The organism is Neiella litorisoli (assembly GCF_014773395.1).
In the GTDB taxonomy this organism is placed as follows: Bacteria; Pseudomonadota; Gammaproteobacteria; order Enterobacterales; family Neiellaceae; genus Neiella; species Neiella litorisoli.
Window position 1 is genome coordinate 64,476 of record NZ_JACXAF010000017.1, and the last position, 17,564, is coordinate 82,039.

Annotated in this window: 16 protein-coding genes; 8 read left to right on the forward strand and 8 right to left on the reverse strand. The window is 50.6% G+C overall.

Going from position 1 to position 17,564, the window contains the following annotated elements; all coding sequences use genetic code 11:
* Positions 1-3: 3 nt before the first annotated feature.
* Positions 4-453 (reverse strand): YaiI/YqxD family protein, encoded by a 450-nt coding sequence (locus tag IC617_RS13180; RefSeq protein WP_191145456.1) that lies wholly within the window; start codon positions 451-453, stop codon positions 4-6.
* Positions 454-559: 106 nt separating this feature from the next.
* Between IC617_RS13180 and IC617_RS13185 the strand changes: the two genes are divergently transcribed.
* The gene (locus tag IC617_RS13185; protein ID WP_191145457.1) at positions 560-1,252 is read left to right on the forward strand and encodes an HAD family hydrolase; all 693 of its coding nucleotides are present in this window, start codon (positions 560-562) and stop codon (positions 1,250-1,252) included.
* 23 nt (positions 1,253-1,275) lie between these two features.
* Here IC617_RS13185 and IC617_RS13190 read toward each other — a convergent pair whose 3' ends face one another.
* The gene (locus IC617_RS13190; RefSeq protein WP_191145458.1) at positions 1,276-2,094 is read right to left on the reverse strand and encodes a TatD family hydrolase; all 819 of its coding nucleotides are present in this window, start codon (positions 2,092-2,094) and stop codon (positions 1,276-1,278) included.
* 47 nt (positions 2,095-2,141) lie between these two features.
* On the opposite strand from IC617_RS13190, the gene IC617_RS13195 reads away from it, so the two are divergent.
* Positions 2,142-2,606, forward strand: a complete 465-nt coding sequence (locus IC617_RS13195) for a GNAT family N-acetyltransferase (RefSeq protein ID WP_191145459.1) — start codon at positions 2,142-2,144, stop codon at positions 2,604-2,606.
* 124 nt (positions 2,607-2,730) lie between these two features.
* Entirely contained in the window at positions 2,731-4,380 is a 1,650-nt protein-coding gene (locus tag IC617_RS13200) for an alpha-amylase family glycosyl hydrolase (RefSeq protein WP_191145460.1), read from the forward strand.
* A 291-nt stretch (positions 4,381-4,671) separates the two neighbouring features.
* On the opposite strand, the gene IC617_RS13205 is transcribed toward IC617_RS13200, so the two are convergent.
* From IC617_RS13205 to IC617_RS13220, 4 genes are all read right to left on the reverse strand, one after another.
* The gene (locus IC617_RS13205; protein ID WP_191145461.1) at positions 4,672-4,863 is read right to left on the reverse strand and encodes a hypothetical protein; all 192 of its coding nucleotides are present in this window, start codon (positions 4,861-4,863) and stop codon (positions 4,672-4,674) included.
* Between the two features lie 320 nt (positions 4,864-5,183).
* Complete coding sequence (gene prfC / locus IC617_RS13210) at positions 5,184-6,773, reverse strand: peptide chain release factor 3 (protein ID WP_191145462.1); 1,590 nt, start codon at positions 6,771-6,773, stop codon at positions 5,184-5,186.
* A 185-nt stretch (positions 6,774-6,958) separates the two neighbouring features.
* Positions 6,959-7,651, reverse strand: a complete 693-nt coding sequence (locus IC617_RS13215) for a cytochrome c biogenesis CcdA family protein (RefSeq protein ID WP_191145463.1) — start codon at positions 7,649-7,651, stop codon at positions 6,959-6,961.
* Positions 7,651-8,031 (reverse strand): thioredoxin family protein, encoded by a 381-nt coding sequence (locus tag IC617_RS13220; protein WP_191145464.1) that lies wholly within the window; start codon positions 8,029-8,031, stop codon positions 7,651-7,653. The genes IC617_RS13215 and IC617_RS13220 overlap by 1 nt, the downstream gene beginning before the upstream one ends.
* Positions 8,032-8,426: 395 nt before the next feature.
* Here IC617_RS13220 and IC617_RS13225 point away from each other — a divergent pair, with 395 nt between their 5' ends.
* Positions 8,427-9,722 (forward strand): GGDEF domain-containing protein, encoded by a 1,296-nt coding sequence (locus IC617_RS13225; protein WP_191145465.1) that lies wholly within the window; start codon positions 8,427-8,429, stop codon positions 9,720-9,722.
* 126 nt (positions 9,723-9,848) lie between these two features.
* The gene (locus IC617_RS13230) at positions 9,849-11,201 is read left to right on the forward strand and encodes a diguanylate cyclase domain-containing protein (protein ID WP_191145466.1); all 1,353 of its coding nucleotides are present in this window, start codon (positions 9,849-9,851) and stop codon (positions 11,199-11,201) included.
* A gap of 104 nt (positions 11,202-11,305) precedes the next feature.
* Here the strand turns inward: IC617_RS13230 and IC617_RS13235 are convergent, their stop codons facing one another.
* On the reverse strand, positions 11,306-12,064 hold the full coding sequence (locus tag IC617_RS13235) for a hydratase (RefSeq protein ID WP_191145467.1): 759 nt from the start codon (positions 12,062-12,064) through the stop codon (positions 11,306-11,308).
* A 207-nt stretch (positions 12,065-12,271) separates the two neighbouring features.
* On the opposite strand from IC617_RS13235, the gene IC617_RS13240 reads away from it, so the two are divergent.
* From IC617_RS13240 to IC617_RS13250, 3 genes are all read left to right on the forward strand, one after another.
* Complete coding sequence (locus IC617_RS13240; RefSeq protein ID WP_191145468.1) at positions 12,272-13,207, forward strand: TraB/GumN family protein; 936 nt, start codon at positions 12,272-12,274, stop codon at positions 13,205-13,207.
* Between the two features lie 46 nt (positions 13,208-13,253).
* Complete coding sequence (gene smrA / locus IC617_RS13245) at positions 13,254-13,829, forward strand: DNA endonuclease SmrA (RefSeq protein WP_191145469.1); 576 nt, start codon at positions 13,254-13,256, stop codon at positions 13,827-13,829.
* 155 nt (positions 13,830-13,984) lie between these two features.
* Entirely contained in the window at positions 13,985-15,094 is a 1,110-nt protein-coding gene (locus tag IC617_RS13250) for a ketoacyl-ACP synthase III (protein ID WP_191145470.1), read from the forward strand.
* Between the two features lie 48 nt (positions 15,095-15,142).
* On the opposite strand, the gene metE is transcribed toward IC617_RS13250, so the two are convergent.
* Positions 15,143-17,434, reverse strand: coding sequence for a 5-methyltetrahydropteroyltriglutamate--homocysteine S-methyltransferase (gene metE, locus IC617_RS13255; protein WP_191145471.1), 2,292 nt, complete (start codon positions 17,432-17,434; stop codon positions 15,143-15,145).
* Between the last annotated feature and the right edge of the window lie 130 nt (positions 17,435-17,564).

The following is a 17,564-nucleotide window of genomic DNA, read 5'->3' on the forward strand; positions in this document are numbered from 1 at the left end:
CGATTAGGTTCTGTTCTGAGCAAGCCAGCGATCCAAATGGTTAGCAAAATCTCGCCGTTCCGTTTGTGAGATGGGTGGCGGTCCGCCGGTGGCAACCCCAGAGGCGCGCATGGTATCCATAAAATCGCGGATATTAAGGCGCGCTCTGACATTGGCTTCACTGTACCATTCACCTCGAGGGTTGAGCACCTTAACGCCCTTATCAATCAACTCTGCCGCAAGCGGAATATCAGCGGTGATCACCAAATCACCGGCTTCCGAGCGCCTGACGATCTCATGATCGGCAACATCATGGCCGCTAGCAACCTGCACCATCTTGACCCACTTAGTGGCCGGCACTCGCATGGCATGATTGGCAACTAAGGTGGTCTCAGTTGCCGTCCGCTCCGCGGCCCGAAACAGCACTTCTTTAATCACGCCGGGGCAAGCGTCGGCATCTACCCATATTTTCACTATTTGTCCTCATGACCTTAGCAAGTTTCGGTTTCTGCGCTTGTCTTCAACGCCAAAATCGATAGTCTAAGGTTTGTTGAATTTTCAACTGCTAGGAAGTTATACCATGCATTTAGTCATGTTTGATGTTGATGGAACCCTGACGCGCTCATGTCAGTATGATCAGGCATGCTACGCCGCAACCATGAAGCACATTACCGGCTTAGAGGTTGATACCAACTGGCACAACTACAGTCATGTTACCGATTCAGCGGTCACCGAAGAAATACTCGTCAACAACAAGCTGTCACTGGCATTGGCCGCCGAAGCAGAATGCCACTTCGCCATTCGCCTGCGGACCATGCAAGCCAACGATCCTGAAATGTTTGCGCCGCTTGCAGGCGCGCCAGTCATGCTCCAACAACTGAAACAAGCGGGTGTGGCACTGGCTATTGCAACTGGCTGCTGGCGCGATAGCGCGTTGATCAAACTGGAGCATAGCGGCGTTGCCGTCGATGGCATCCCCATGGCGACCGCATCCGATGCCCATACGCGCCAGCAAATCATGCAACTAGCGGAAAAGCGAGCGGCGCAATGTTATGGCATTAACCGCTTCGATAGCGTGATTTACATTGGCGACGGCAGCTGGGATGTGCGCTGTTCTCGTGAGTTAGGCTACCACTTTATTGGCGTCGGCGCTGAAACAGACAACTTACGCTCGCTCGGCGTCTGCCACATTCTCGAAGACTATTCAGATCCTGAACGACTGTGGGACTTACTCGCAGAGTTCGGTGTTCATCGCCACAGCATGTTGGCTTAAAACGATTGGCTGACAACCTTGGTTTAAGTCGAACTGGTGCGGCTAAACAGCTCATTACTGTTGCGCCACAGACACTCAGCAATATCGCTCTTTGACTCAGTTCTCAGCGCCGCCAATTGGTCTAACACTTGAGGCAAATACAAGGGCGAATTACGCTGCCCTTGTCGCCCATTTATCGGCATATCCGGCGCATCGGTTTCCAGCAGTAGTGACGCCAATGGCAACTGTGCAACAGCTTGCCGAGTTTTATTGGCCCGCGGATAAGTAATGGTGCCACCAATCCCCAGTTTCATCCCCAGCCGGATATAACTTGCACCGAGTTCAACACTGCCCGAAAAGGCATGAACAACTCCCTTAATACCTTGGAATTGCTTGAGTAGTTGCTGCAACTCGGCGTGGGCTTTACGTACGTGCAACACCACGGGTAAATCGAACTGTTGCGCCAATGCCAACTGCTCGCTGAGCAGATCGATCTGTTTGCTCATTTGCGCAGGCGCAGCAACCGCATCCAAGCCACATTCGCCGATTGCGACGAGTGGACTATTGGATTCGGCCAGTAGCTGCGCCACTCGACTTGCCAGCAGCGCAATATCAGCCTGCCGGTGTCGCTCAGTCCAATAAGGGTGCAACCCCAGCGCACACACCACACCATAATTTTGGGCCAGCTCAATCACGGCCTGCCAGTTGCCAGTATGGACCGCTGGGACCAATAAATTACTCACGCCAACTTGCCGACATTGCTGCCATATTTGCTGCCGATCCGAGTCAAACGACTGAAAATCGAAATGACAGTGACTGTCGAATAAGGCCAGCGGTGCATTCTGTTTAAAGACTTGATTCATGGCAGCAATACGCGCAAAATGTGCGCGATGTCACAGGAGTTTGTTGTATGAAAATAGTCAGAGCCGATCTCAGTCATATTGATGATCTTGGCGAACTATTTGACAAATATAGACAATTTTATGGCCAACACGGCGATCTCTCAACCGCTAAGCGGTTTATTCGCGATCGTCTGTGGAATGAAGAATCTGTCATTTTCTTGGTCATGAGCAGCGCCAATCAACCGGCGGGCTTTGCTCAGTTGTATCCAACTTACTCTTCTGTATCGATGCGCCGCGTGTGGATCCTCAACGATGTGTTTATCGATCCGGCCTACCGCGCCAGTGGTTACGCCAAAGCACTACTCGATAAAGTCATTGAATTTGGCGGTCAAAGTAACGCTCTTGCCCTAAAGCTTGCCATTGCCGCCGACAATGATGCAGGCAAAAGCCTGTATGAAAGCTGCGGCTTCAGCCGTATCAGCCAGTTCGATCACTACACCTTGCGACTCGATGAAGGCCGTATTAGCAAGTAACTACAAATTGCTGTCTGTGACCCCCTCAATAGATAACCTCCTTAAATTAAGTAATCATAACCACGGCTAGAAACAACAGCACAACGACTGTTGATCGTATAAACAAAAATAACGTGGTAACAAAATGCTAGGTAACAACAACACATGGCAACTGCCCGCAGTTGCTCTGGCGGTTTCGGCTGCCTTAATTTCCGCATGCGGCGGCGGGGGCTCCAGCTCAAGTCCTTCGCCCAGCAATCCAACAACCCCCAACAGTGCCAGCCTCGATATGAGCGCCGTGGCAGTGGAAGACAATGACACTGGCTTACCTGCCGATTGGTATCGAAAAGGCGTGTTCTTAGAGATCTTCGTTCGCTCCTACTTCGACAGCAATGGCGATGGCTACGGCGACTTTGACGGTTTAACGGCAAAGCTCGATTACATTGAATCACTCGGCGTCAAAGGTATTTGGCTAATGCCGACGATGAGTAGCCAGGATCGAGACCACGGTTATGCCGTGACCGATTACCGTGGCTATGAACAGGATTATGGCGATGCCGAGAGCTTCAAACGCTTTTTAGATGAGGCTCATGCGCGCGGTATTGGCGTCATCATCGACTATGTGATCAATCATAGCGCCGCTGAAAATCCATTATTTTTAGATTCAGTCGATAGCATTGAAGACAAGCGAGATTGGTACATGTGGCGCAGTGACTATGTTTACTGGCCGCAACCTTGGGGCTCGGGAGATACTTGGCACAGCCGCAATGGAGCTTACTATTTCGGCATATTCTGGGATCAGATGCCGGACTTTAACCTGCAAAATCCAGATGTGCTCGATTACCACTACCACTCGCAGCGATATTGGCTCAACCTTGGCGTTGATGGCTTTCGCTTTGACGCCGTCTCGCACCTCGTCGAGGGCGAAGATGGCCAACTAGAAGGTCATCCAGAAACCTTCACCATCCTCAAGCAAATTCAGGATAACGTCAGCCAGTATCAGAACCGCTACATGGTTTGTGAGTCTCCCAGCCATTCGTTTGAGATGGCGAGTGATGAGGTGTGTGGTTCGGCTTTTGGTTTTGGCCTCAACTATGCGCTGGTAAACACAGCAAGAACTGGCACCCTAGACCCTGCCCTTAACGGCTATCTCACTCATCCGAATATCCACAACACAGCCTTGGTGCTGGCTAATCATGATCGCTTTGCCGGCGCGCGTTTAATGGAGCAATTCAACGGTAATGAAGCGCGCTACAAAATGGCTGTTGCCAGCCTGCTGACCTTGCCGGGGATCCCTTTTATCTACTACGGCGAGGAAATTGGCATGAGCCACAATGGCCAAGGTAATGATTGGGATCTGCGGGCGCCGATGAGTTGGACAGGCGATAGCCGGACCGGCGGATTCACCGAAAGTTCGCCGTACCGGGATTTAGCCAATAACGTGACAAGCTATAACGTGGCAGCGCAACAAGCGGATCCGGACTCGCTGCTTAATTTTTACAAGCAGATGATTGCATTACGTAATGCTGAAGCAACGTTGCAAACCGGCGATCTCACCTTGCTTGAAGCTGGCTCTAACTCGGTGCTGAGCTTTATTCGAACCGAGGGCGATGAAGAGCTGCTGGTGATCTTGAACTATAGCGCCAGCTCCCGAACTATTTCGCTGAATTTGGAAACTAACAGCGAATGGCAGGAGATTTATCCGGCGCTCAGTGGTTCGATTACTGCAGCGAGCAATGGCGCAACGAGCTTGCTCCAGCCAGCGCTATCGATAGAAGTGTACCGTCGACATTAGCGGCTGCGTTGGTGAAACAAGTCGCAGGAGCTTCGAAGTGAATAGTCACTTCTTCGATGAGGCTCTCGGAGCGGCAGTCAATAAGTAGCGATATGAGGTGCTTCAGCCAGCATGGAAGCTGGCTGCAGAGCGCTCCAAGGATGGACTTGAGCGTCACCGAATGGCGCTACTTGTTGGCTGCTGCGCTGGCAGAAACAAGTCGCGGGAGCTTCGAACTGAACAGTCATTGTGCGTGACGCCGTGAAATCATCCATGATGGCTCGGCTGCCGCTTCCCTGCGGCAGACGCACTTCAATGAATATTCACTTCTTCGACAAGACTTTCGGAGCGGTAGTCAATAAGCAGCGATGTGAGGTGCTTCAGCCAGCAGGGAAGCTGGCTGCAGAGCGCTCCAAGGATGGACTTGAGCGTCACCGAATGGCGCTGCTTGTTGGCTGCTGCGTTGGAAGAAAAAAGCGCAGGAGCTTCGAACTGAATAGTCATTGTGTGTGACGCCGTGAAATCATCCATGATGGCTTAGCTTTTAAAGTAGGCTACCAACTTCTACCTCAGACACGCTGTAAATACTTCCCTGTAAGCTCTACCGCCGCATCCCTGCTGCGGAAGGTCTTCGACAGAAATTGGCAGCCCACTTTTGAGCCGATTGAAATCCTAAGACTCAATTGGAGCGGTAAACAAGTAGCGATGTGAGGTGCTTCAGCCAGCATGGAAGCTGGCTGTAGAGCGCTCCAAGGATGGACTTGAGCGTCACCGAATGGCGCTGCTTGTTGGCTGCTGCGCAGGCAGAAACAAGTCGCAGGAGCTTAATGCTCTCGGGTTTTGTGGAATTGAATGTCTGGATAACGTTCCATGGCAAGGTTCAAGTTCACCATGGTTGGCGCAATGTAAGTCAGGTTGTCACCACCGTCCAGCGCCAAGTTTGACGACACTTTACGTTGGAATTCATCCAGCTTCTTGGCGTCATCACAAGTCACCCAACGAGCCGTTGCCACGCTGACCGACTCATAAATCGCATCCACTTTGTATTCCGTTTTCAAGCGAGCAACAACCACATCAAACTGCAGCACACCAACAGCGCCCACAATCAGATCATTACTATCAATCGGGCGGAATACTTGCACTGCACCCTCTTCTGAAAGCTGCACCAAGCCCTTGAGCAATTGCTTTTGCTTCAGAGGATCTTTCAAACGAATGCGACGGAACATTTCCGGCGCAAAGTTTGGAATGCCAGTGAACTTAAAGGTTTCACCTTGCGAGAAGGTATCGCCAATTTGAATCGTACCGTGATTGTGCAAACCGATGATATCGCCAGGATAGGCTTCATCGGCATGGCTTCGATCGCCGGCTAAGAAGGTCACCGCATCAGAAATGCTCACATCCTTGCCAATTCGAACATGGCGCATCTTCATGCCTTTGGTGTACTTGCCTGAGCAAATCCGCATAAAAGCAATTCGGTCACGGTGCTTTGGATCCATGTTGGCCTGAATCTTAAACACGAAGCCAGAAAACTTCTCTTCGCTCGCCTCAACCGCACGCTCATCAGTTTGACGAGGCTGAGGTGTTGGCGCCCATTCGGTCAAACCATCGAGCATGTGATCAACGCCAAAGTTACCCAAGGCGGTACCAAAAAATACCGGTGTAAGTTCGCCTGAATCAAACAGCTCTTGATCAAATTCATTGGACGCACCAACCACCAGCTCCAACTCTTCACGCAAGAGTTCGGCTAAACCATCGCCAATTTTTTCATCCAACTCAGGGTTATCAAGACCTTTGACGATTTCCAACTCCTGTATGGTGTGTCCCTGACCGCTGGAATACAAAATCACTTCATCACGCAGCAAGTGGTAAACGCCTTTAAATTCCTTACCACAACCAATCGGCCAAGTGATCGGCGCGCACATGATGTTGAGCTCATTTTCAACTTCGTCGAGCAATTCCATTGGATCGCGAATATCGCGGTCAAGCTTGTTCATGAAGGTGACAATCGGCGTATCGCGCAAACGCGTCACTTCCATCAACTTGCGAGTTCGATCCTCCACACCTTTGGCCGCGTCAATTACCATCAGGCAAGAGTCCACTGCAGTTAGGGTGCGGTAGGTATCTTCCGAGAAATCTTCGTGGCCCGGGGTATCGAGCAGGTTGACCAAGGCATCGCCATACGGGAACTGCATGACAGAGGTGGTCACCGAGATGCCCCGCTCTTTTTCCATCTCCATCCAGTCGGACTTAGCATGTTGCCCGGAGCCACGACCTTTGACCGTACCGGCTTTTTGGATCAGGTTTCCGTACAACAACACTTTTTCGGTAATGGTGGTCTTACCGGCGTCGGGGTGCGAGATAATGGCAAACGTGCGTCGTTTTGCCACTTCCTCAAGAAATGCTAAATCAGACATAAAATGAATACGTTACGATTAAAGTGCTCGGTCGAGGATCAGACTCGACACAGGGCTTGAAAAAATTGCCGGGCATTGTAGCAGAAAAGGCCACCAAAAGGAGACGATAAAACAATGAAACCAGCAGTGCCCGAACACCACTGGTTGTTTGGTTGATTGTGTCGGAAACAGCGGACTGCCACAGGCTAAATCGACGTTACCCAGTCCGGCAAGATTTCGAGCGCTAACATTTCGAGTTGGCGATCGAGGCCAAATAAAATCGCCAGAGCTAAACCAATCAGCGTGACGCCCAGTAAGTTTTTACCCCAGTTGGACGCACCTTTTAGTCGGCTCACCTTCAAGCCAGAAAAATAGCCAATCAACACCAGCGGAACCGCCGTACCAATACCAAAGGTCAACATCACCATAAATGCCATTAACAGGCTTTCACCGGTTGATGCCAGTGCAATGGCCGTTCCCAGCGTCGGACCGACACAAGGCAACCACACCAGCCCCAACGACGCGCCAATCAAAAACTGAGCGCCGTTGCCCGAGCCATTGATTTGAGTTTGACCAAAGCGCCCCACAAATAGCGATAGCGCGTAAGATAATCGCTGATTGAGTACTGGGATCAGCAGTACCGCGCCCATCACTAACATCAAGCCAATGGAAAAATAGCGCAACAGCTCGGTCGACAAGCCAAAGCTAAGCAAAGCGAACGTGAGCACCGTACCGGCAAAAGCGAACGCCAAACTAATTCCCAATGCCAACGCAATCACCCCCGTTTTAGAGGCTTGCATCGAGGATGCCGTAACAGCGGGGATCATCGGCAGCACGCATGGCGATAATAAGCTCAACAGGCCGGCCACGAATGCAAGTGGTATCGCAGTCAATTCCATTATTTGCTCTCAGCAGCTTTTAGCGCCGCGAAAATTTTATCTTCTCGGGTTTCAGCCACACTAAACCAAAGACGCTGCTCACCTTTCATCAACACCAAGGTGGATTGGCGAGGGGCTTTGAAATGACTCACCCATTGCTTTTGATCGTCAAAATCGACTTCTAACAAAGTGATGCTTGAATCGGGGTGTTGCTCAAAATAGCGCTTGAGAATTTTTGCTTGTTTGGCACAAGTAGGGCACCACTTGGCTTTAACATCAATCAGCACTACTTGCTGATCGGCTTGTAATTGCTGATAAGTTTGTTCGTTAAACGGTTGTGCAGTTGCAATGGTTGACACCAACCCCAACAGCAACACCAATCCAGTGAATAATTTACTCATGACTAGCTCCTCTCAAATATCCATAAATGGCTCTGCTTGATTGCAGATAATTGAGAAGACAGAACGCTCGGCAGATTTCTTTCAGAAAAGAGCCCTCTCGAGTTGCAACAAATTGTTTCAAGGCTGCGAACAGCTATTGCTACACATCAGCCCCAGCAGCACGCCAACACCAATAAAAACATTAAAGATCTAATTTAGTTGCATTCGATACATTTTGATCACCAAAACAACAAAAACACCACAAAAGATAAGTGTGAAAACGTTTTTTAATTGATTAAAATGTGCGCACATTAGTTTTATTGTAAACACGTGCTAGACCGCATTTCTGGCGAGCGCCGTTTGCTACACTTCATTTACCACAACCACCGCTGATATTTATAGCTGATAGTTACTATATGAAATCGCTTCACTGGGCCATTGCCGCGCTACTGATCGTCACCATCGCTTTATTACTTAGTTACGACAGTCTGATGAATAAGCAACTGGTGCTCAGTGCTGATAGCGGTCATGAACTTTACGCCGGCTCTGATCGCGACACCTACAATGGCAAATCAAGACATCACTTGAGTCGCGATGGCCGTCATTTAGAACTCAATTGCAGTTTGGATAACAGTGTTTATCAATATCCGTACTGCCAAATGAGTTTTCAGTTTGGCACTTCGATTTCTGGTGTCGATTTAACCAGCTACGATGATATTGTGATTAAGGCTGCCGTGGCCGGGCCTAACTCCAAGTTGCGGGTCTACCTAATTGCTGCTGTAGAAAGTGATGCGGTCGAATCAGGCGAAGCGAACCGAAAATATCATGAAGTAGAATTCACTCCGGCGGAATTTGGCAATGAAGCTCGGATCCCGCTCAACCTGTTTAAAACGTCGGCCTGGTGGCTCGACACCTACGGCAAAGACCTGTTCGACTCTAAGATTGAACTGAACAATGTCGTGACGATTCAAGTGAGTACGGGCTCAGATGCACCTGCTGGCGATTATCAGATATTGGTCGATGAATTGGTGTTTGAAGGCAAATTGCTACAACGCTCTAACTTATACTTGCTCATTATTTTGATGTGGGGATTGGCCTCAGTGCTGTTGATCATCGCCTACAGCCACATCACCAAGAAAAAGCTCTCGGCATCGCTGGAGAAAACCACCCAGTTACAACAAATTAATGAAGCCCTGCAGTTGCAATCAAAAACCTATCAACAGGCGTCCCAGCGTGACCCATTAACCGGCCTGTATAACCGCTCCGCACTGCGCGACCGAGCGCAAAACTGGGTGAATCGAGTGGTTGATCATGGCGATCGCTTATCGCTGGTGTTATTCGACATTGACCACTTTAAGGCGATCAATGACAAACATGGCCACGACGTCGGTGATCAGGTGCTCATCCAATTGGCGCGTTACTGCGACGAACATATTCGGCATCAGGATCTGCTGGTTCGCTGGGGCGGGGAAGAGTTTGCGATTTTCTGCCCACAAACCGAGCTGCAATATGCCGAAATGATGGCCAACAAAATTCGCAACAGCATGCGTAGCGTTGACTGGCCGGAAGATCTGAAAGTCACCGCTAGCTTTGGTGTCAGTGAATATTATGCCGGTGAACCCTTTACCGAGTTCGTCAATCGAGCCGACCAAGCACTGTACTTTTCCAAACAGCATGGCCGCGATATGGTCTCAGTCACTGGCTTAGATTAGCTTGGCGCTTGTGGCGCTAGAAATTGTGCTCTGCCCCGATAATTAGCAGTTAAATTTCAGCTGTTTGACCAGATAAGTCTACTATAAGCTTATGGACCTTTAATGAGGCACTAGGCTGATAGTAACGTGTTGTTGAGGACGTACAAATTCCACCCGCTGTACTTCGCGCTATTGACGGTGGCGTACCTGTTTTTTTCTCACTCGGTAATTAACTTTATTAGCGACAGATTCGTTGATAAACAGGTACAACAAGTCAGAGAGGCGGTACAGCAGGAATTGGCGCTGGTTCGCTACAGCATTGAGGCGAATGTCTATCGCGATACCTATCTTGCCGATAGTTTTGCTTCGGTGGTGGCACTCAACCCGCAGTTTGCCATGGACAACTGGGGCCTTGTTGCCGAGCAGTTTTTATCCAAAGCCAGCTTAGTCAGAAATATCGGTCTGGCACCAAACGACATCATCTCTCACGTTTATCCCTTAGCTGGCAATGAAAAAGCCATTGGCTTAGATTTTCGTACGGTGCCCGAACAATACAAAACCGTGCAGCTAGCAAGGCAAAACAAGAAAGTCCATATCGCGGGACCAATTCAGCTGGTCCAAGGCGGCGTGGGGCTGATCGCAAGATACCCCATATTTACTGATATTCCTCACAACACCGATTATTGGGGTGGCCTGAGTGTGGTGATGAATTACGACCAACTTATCAAAGAATCCAACCTGCTTGGCCTGAAAGGGGCGAAAATTGCCTTAACCACCGATCACAACAATCAATTAATCGAAGGCACTCAAGGCGTCTTGACTGACTATGATGTCAGCTACCCGATCTACTTGCCCAATGGCAACTGGACACTGTTTGCCCGCTATACCGATGTTAACCAAATTGACAGCGTCAACCGCTTTAAAATGCTGTTCAGCGGCCTTGGCTGGGTAACATTCGGCCTGTTTTATATCCTTATTTTATTTCTCATCAACAATTACTTAAGGGTTCACAAACAGTCGTTGCATGATGAATTAACGCAGTTGCCCAATCGACGATATTTATTCAATGAGTTAAACCGAATGATGTCAGGTAAGCGCGACATGATTCAATTTACGGTGCTAAACATCGATTTAAATAAGTTTAAGGTGATTAACGATTCACTGGGCCACCAAGCCGGCGACAAAGTCCTGAAGCATGTCGCGACTTTACTAACCGGTTGTTTACGCTCGTCTGATTTTGTTTCTAGAGTGGGCGGGGATGAGTTCGTGGTGGTATTACAGCGTTCAACAACGCCTGATGATGTGGCCCAGATCGTCGACAATATTCACGCCAAAGCGAAACAACATGTGCTCGATTGGAAGGGTCATAAAATATCGATTTCACTGAGCATTGGCTATTGCAGTTATGTTGGCAAAACCGACCCGTCAGCAATTAATGAAATTTTGTCGCAGGCCGATCGGCTGATGTACCAAGATAAACGCGCCGACGGCGAACAATGACGCTTACCCTCTACGCTTATCTTCAAAGAACAACCACACCAGCAACCGAGTTAAACCATGGCGCGAAACAGAACTGCCCGCGCCAAGCCGCTTCATCCTAGCATTTAGGCTTTGGCGTTAAAGGTCACTTGATATTCACCTAAGCCATCATATGTAATGGTGGTTGGCTGATCGAAGTCGACTTCGACAATCCCAGCATAAGAGCCGGTAATAATGGCTTCGCCTGCCTTAAATGACTGGCCACGTTTGGTCATGAAATTAATGAACCAAGACAATGGAGCCTGCGGCAGTTGATTCGGGTGCTTACCAGCAAACGACTGCACTTCATTTGGTTGCTTAACCGTCAAATCAATCTCACCGGCAGCATAAGCTTTAGCTTTGTCAACTTCTGGGCCAATAAATAGGCCTTGGTTGACCAAGCAATCCGCCAAGCGTTCAATAAAGCTGGCATCACAATCGTCAGCAAAACGTGCTTGCATCAATTCCAGCGCCATATGACAAGAGCCAATCGCCGCATCAATTTGCTCGTCACTGTAGCCTTCCTCAGTTGCCGGTAAGTCTTGCTGCAACACAAAGGCAATCTCTGGCTCAATCCGAGCCTTGCCATTGTCAGCAAACAGCTCAACCACATCGCCGCGCTGTACGGTATCGGCAAAAATAGGAGCGGCAACAATCTGTCCTTCCGCTGGTGGCAACAAACACTTCCAGCCTGCTGCTGGTTTCACGGCGAGCATTGCTTGATGAATCGCCAGCGCCTCATCAATAGATTGCGGTTGTTGGTCTGCGGCGACACGGCCAGCTTTGGTTCCAGCTGCTCGACGCGCAAGCAACTCCTGCGCAGCGAGTTCAACATTCAGTGTCATTACTTTATCCTTTGATTGTTAACAAATTGGCCAAAAGCATACTCCTCTGCTCTCCACCATGAAAGGTGTTTAAATCAATCCTTACGCTGAATCACATGATCCACATATCTGAGCTTGGTTGATCCCAGACATTGCGCGCTAATGGATTGAAACCGGCGGCTACGCTCGTCTATGCTAGAGGGCCACACAAGGATCGAGTATTTCGCTATGTTGGTCAGCACCGCTATTCGCAAACTATTTAACGTCGTCACCATTGCCTTTTGTTTGGCCATCAGCCAAGTGGCAATTGCCAGCAATGGCGCATCGCCTGCTTTGTATCTGGCAGAAAAAGGGGCCACCAGAATTTACCTGCTCGGCAGTATTCATGCGGGACGCGAAGACTTTTATCCATTGGCGCCCCATATTCAGCAGGCATTTCAAGACGCCGACGAATTACTGCTCGAACTAACCCCCGACCAAATGACGCCACAACATCTGCAAGCCGCGATGATGAAATATGGCGTACTCGGCAGCCCTAAGCCGCTGCAAGAGCGGATGTCAGCGCCAACCTACGAACAAATCAAAGCGGTCATTGCTGATGTCGGCTTGCCAGCGCATCAGCTTATTTTTATGCGCGATTGGGCCATCTTAATTCAGCTCACGGTAGCCACCGTTCAGCAAATGGGGCTAGCAGCCGATCAAGGCGTGGATCAGCACTTCTCGGCATTGGCGCTCAAATCGGGCAAACCGATGCGAGGTCTGGAAACCTTGGAGCAGCAATTCGAACTTCTTGCATCGATGGATGAGCTGGGCGCCGAATTGCTCTACAAAGATTTTGCCAACGAGCTGCAATACGCCAAAAACTGGCTGCAAGCGGTCGAAGCAGCCTGGCGCAACGGCGATGGCAAACGGTTAAATGCACTCTACACCGAATATGATCAGCGCCAACAGCAAGCAGAGTTCATGAGCCGCTTAAATCGTGATCGCAACAAAAATTGGCGCGATCAACTTATCCTATTGCCGCCGGGTAAAACCTATATGATGGTGGTTGGCGATATGCACATTCATGCCGATGACAGCGTACTGGATTTCCTCAAACAATCGGAGTTCAAGATCCAGCCGATTTACCATGTGCCAGCGATGGAGCGAACCGCAGCGCGCTAAGGCACGTAATGAATTCTATAACCCGTGTTCTAGGATCAAGTTTGCGATGAAAGAAGAGCCACACTTTGCTGACTTTTTGGATGGTGTAAAGCCCTTAGCGGCAGCCGACACCATTCCTGAACATCACCGCCAAATGGCCCGCCAACAAGCATTGGCGCGGCAACAGGCGGCTATGGCAAACACCGAGCATGAGCAAAATCCGCTGAGCGATGAACAGGCGATTGAGCTGGTCGACCCGCTCGATATGCTGGAGTTTCAGCGCCCAGGCATGCAACACGGGGTATTAAAAAAGCTACGCCTAGGTCATTACCAAAGCCATATGAAGCTGGATCTACATCGACATACGGTAGCCGAAGCACGTCAGGCGGTTGTTGCTTTTATCGACAAATGCCAACAGCAGCAAGTGCGCTCCGCCATTATCATTCACGGCCTTGGTCTAAAGAGTCAGCCACCCGCCAAACTTAAAAGCTGTGTCAATCAGTGGTTGCGGCAGTTACCACAAGTCATGGCTTTTCATTCCTGCCAAAAAGCGGATGGAGGACTGGGCGCGGTCTACATCCTATTGCGTAAAAGCGAGGCGGCGAAACAACAAAACCGTGAGCGCTTCCAACAGCGCCGCTAAGTGGCAGTTAGCGCATTTTTTCGCTCAAGTTTCAAAGCCGGTCACACCATTTGCCAAACAACTGAGACTCAAACTACTGGGATAAATAGTGCCGGTAAGGAATAATGAGTCCAGAAAGCAACATATCATCCCGCAGTTTCCATAGGCAGTAGCTAATGACATACGCTGAAATCACAGGTTGGGGCAAATGCCTGCCACCAGCCGTCTTGAGTAACGCCGATCTAAGCACTTTTCTCGACACCTCAGATGAATGGATCACCAGTCGTACCGGAATCCAACAGCGTCGCATCGCTCATGTCGATACTAGCGATCTGGCAACGGTCGCCGCTCAGCACGCCATGGCTGCGGCAGGCTTGGAAGCCAACGATATTGATATGGTGATCCTCGCCACGGCGAGCCCTGATACCTTGATCCCATCAGCCGCAGCTAAGGTCGCCAAAAACCTGAAGATGAAACAGCCGGCGGTACTCGATATCAACGCCGCTTGTACCGGCTTCCTCTATGCGCTTCATGTCGCCACTGGCTTGGTCAAAGCGGGGATGAACAACAATGTGCTGGTGATTGGCGCCGAGCGCTTGACCCACTACCTTGACTGGTCGAAACGCGACAGCTGCGTGCTCTTTGGCGATGGCGCCGGCGCCGTGGTGGTGTCTGCCAGCGAACAACCGGCAGGGCTGTTATCGTCGACGCTCGGCAGCGACACCGAAGCACGAGAGATCTTATATATTTCCGACTATGGCACCAGTGCCGATCGCTTTGCCCAACCTGCTGGCATCTACGATTTGAATTTTGTTGGCCCGGAAATTTTTAAACGGGCGGTGACCGGCATGGGTGCTGCGGTCAGCCAAGTCATGTCTTCAGCTGGACTAGCTAAGGAAGATGTCGACTTCGTGCTGCCTCATCAGGCCAACTTACGCATTATTGAATCGCTGGCGAAGCGTTTGGGAGCCAGTGAAGAACAAGTGCTGATTAACATCCAAAATTACGGCAACACCTCGGCGGCAACCATTCCAATCGCCCTGTGCGAAGCGCTGGAGGCTGGCCGCATCAAACCACAGGACAACATCATGACCGCCGCATTCGGTGCCGGTCTAACCTGGGGCGCGGGCTACATCAAATGGGGGCAGCGGATCACGCCGCTGCAACAGAGTGATGCGGCGCTACCGCCCTGCGATAAAACCGCGCTGGAGTTGTTAAGCCCTGCGATTGAACAATGCCGCGAGCATGGTCGCGGCACCATGTTGCCAATTGATACTGCTAATTGATGTTGCCAACGAATACCGAGGACGCTGCCTCGGTATTAGATCCGGCGGTTACGCCGTAGCCAGTTCAGCTCGGCTTTGTTTCGCCGCCGCGACCATATTGGCCAGCGCCGCTTCGGTTTCTGGCCAGCCACGAGTTTTCAAGCCACAATCCGGATTAACCCAAATCTGCGCCGTTGGGAAGATTTGCTTGGCCCGTTGCAGATCGGCGGCCATCACTGCCACTTCTGGGACATTCGGCGAATGGATATCGTACAAGCCCAAGCCAATTGCATTGGGATAGTTAAAGTCGATAAAACTATTCAGCAGGGTCATGTCCGAGCGCGATGCTTCGATGGAAATCACATCGGCATCGAGCGCAGCAATCGATTCAATCACATCATCAAATTCGCAGTAGCACATGTGCGTGTGGATCTGGGTACTATCGGCAACGCCGTTGGCACTGAGGCGAAACGCATCAACCGCCCATTGCAAATAATCTTGCTGATCCTGCTGTCGCAGTGGCAAACCTTCTCGCAACGCAGGCTCGTCAATTTGAATAATCTGAATACCTGCACGCTCCAGATCCGCCACTTCATCCCGCACTGCTAACGCCAACTGTTGTGCCACATCGCTGCGCGGTAAATCTGAGCGAATAAAGCTCCAATTGAGCAAGGTTACCGGCCCTGTCAGCATTCCCTTCACTGGCTTGTCGGTCAACGACTGGGCATATTGGCTCCAGCGAACCGTCATCGCTTGCGCTCTGGCGACATCGCCGTAAACCAGTGGCGGTTTCACACAACGCGAACCATAACTCTGAACCCAACCATATTGACTCACGGCCACACCCTGCAAATGCTCTCCGAAGTACTCGACCATGTCATTGCGCTCTGGCTCACCATGCACTAACACGTCCAAATCCAACTGCTGCTGTCGCTTAATGACATCGGCAATTTCCGCTTCGATAAAGCTGTCGTATTCGGCCTGCGATAATGTTCCGGCTTTCAGTGCCGCCCGATTCTGCCGGATCGCTGCAGTTTGCGGGAACGAACCAATGGTCGTGGTTGGCAATGGCGGTAACTGCAAAGCGCTGGCCTGAATTTGCTGACGCTGGGCAAATTGGCTTTGCCGCTCATGATGTTCGGGCAACACTGAATGACAGCGCTGGCGGACTGCCAGATTGACCACTCGACTCGAATGAGCCCGCTGGCGCTGGACCTGATCAGAGTCAGTAAATAGCGCTCGGTCGGTGAATGACTGACAACCATTCAAGGCCCGAGTCAGAGCGACCACTTCACTTAGTTTTTGTCGAGCAAACGCCAGCCAACCGCGTAATTCATCATCGAGTTGCAGCTCAACATCGCTATCAACCGGCACATGTAGCAGCGAGCAAGATGGCGCAATCCACAGCTTATCGCCACGTTGCTCATGCAACGGACTCAATGTGGTCAGCAAACTCGACAGGTCGGCACGCCAAACGTTGCGGCCATCGATGACGCCAATCGACAGCACCTTATCCGCAGGCCATTGGATTGCCACTTGCTGTACTTCATCGGCAGCGCGGACGGCATCAATGTGCAGACCATCGACTCCGGTTTGCTGCAACCAAGTCAGCTTATCTGCCAAGCCTCCAAAATAGTTGGCCAACAAAATGTTGCCAGCAACGAGGTCACTCAGGTACTGATAGCTTTCGACCAGCGCTGCTAACCAAGACGGCGGTAAATCCAGCGACAACACCGGCTCATCAAACTGGATCCAATCACATTGACGCTCATTCAACTGCTCCACAAGCTGACCGTATGCCTGTAACAACCGAGGTAGCAGCTCGAGCCTATCAAACTCCTGCCCTGCACATTTGCTGAGCCACAGAAAACTAATCGGCCCAACAATCACCGGCTTGGCGGAAAACCCTTGTGAGCGCGCTTCATCGACTTGCGCCACCAGCGGCGATAACTGCAACTCGAACGATTGCTCGCGCTCCAGCTCAGGCACCAAATAGTGATAGTTGGTATCAAACCACTTGGTCATTTCCAACGCCGCTGAATTTCCGCCACAGCAGGCCGACGCGCCGCGAGCCATGGCAAATAACTGGGTCAGCGGCTCATCAATAGATGCATGTCGAGCAGGTACCGCGCCAAAGGTCTGAGCCAGCTGTAAGACATGGTCGTACCAAGCAAAATCGCCAACGGGTACAAAATCCAAACCCGCTTGTTGCTGCCACTGCCAATGCTGAGTACGCAATGCCGCACCAGTTTGCTGCAGCTCTGTTGATGAAATATCGCCGCGCCAAAACCCTTCGAGCGCCTGTTTTAGTTGGCGCTGTGCGCCGATCCGTGGAAAGCCAAGATTGTGTGCCAATGCCATGATGAACCCCAATTCAATTTAGACGTTTAGATGGCTAAAGTTTGACTAATGGCTCATCATGAAGCAATCTCATGTTTTTCACGTTTAAAATGAATTTTTCGCAAGTTACTTCACTATTCAAGAGTTGATG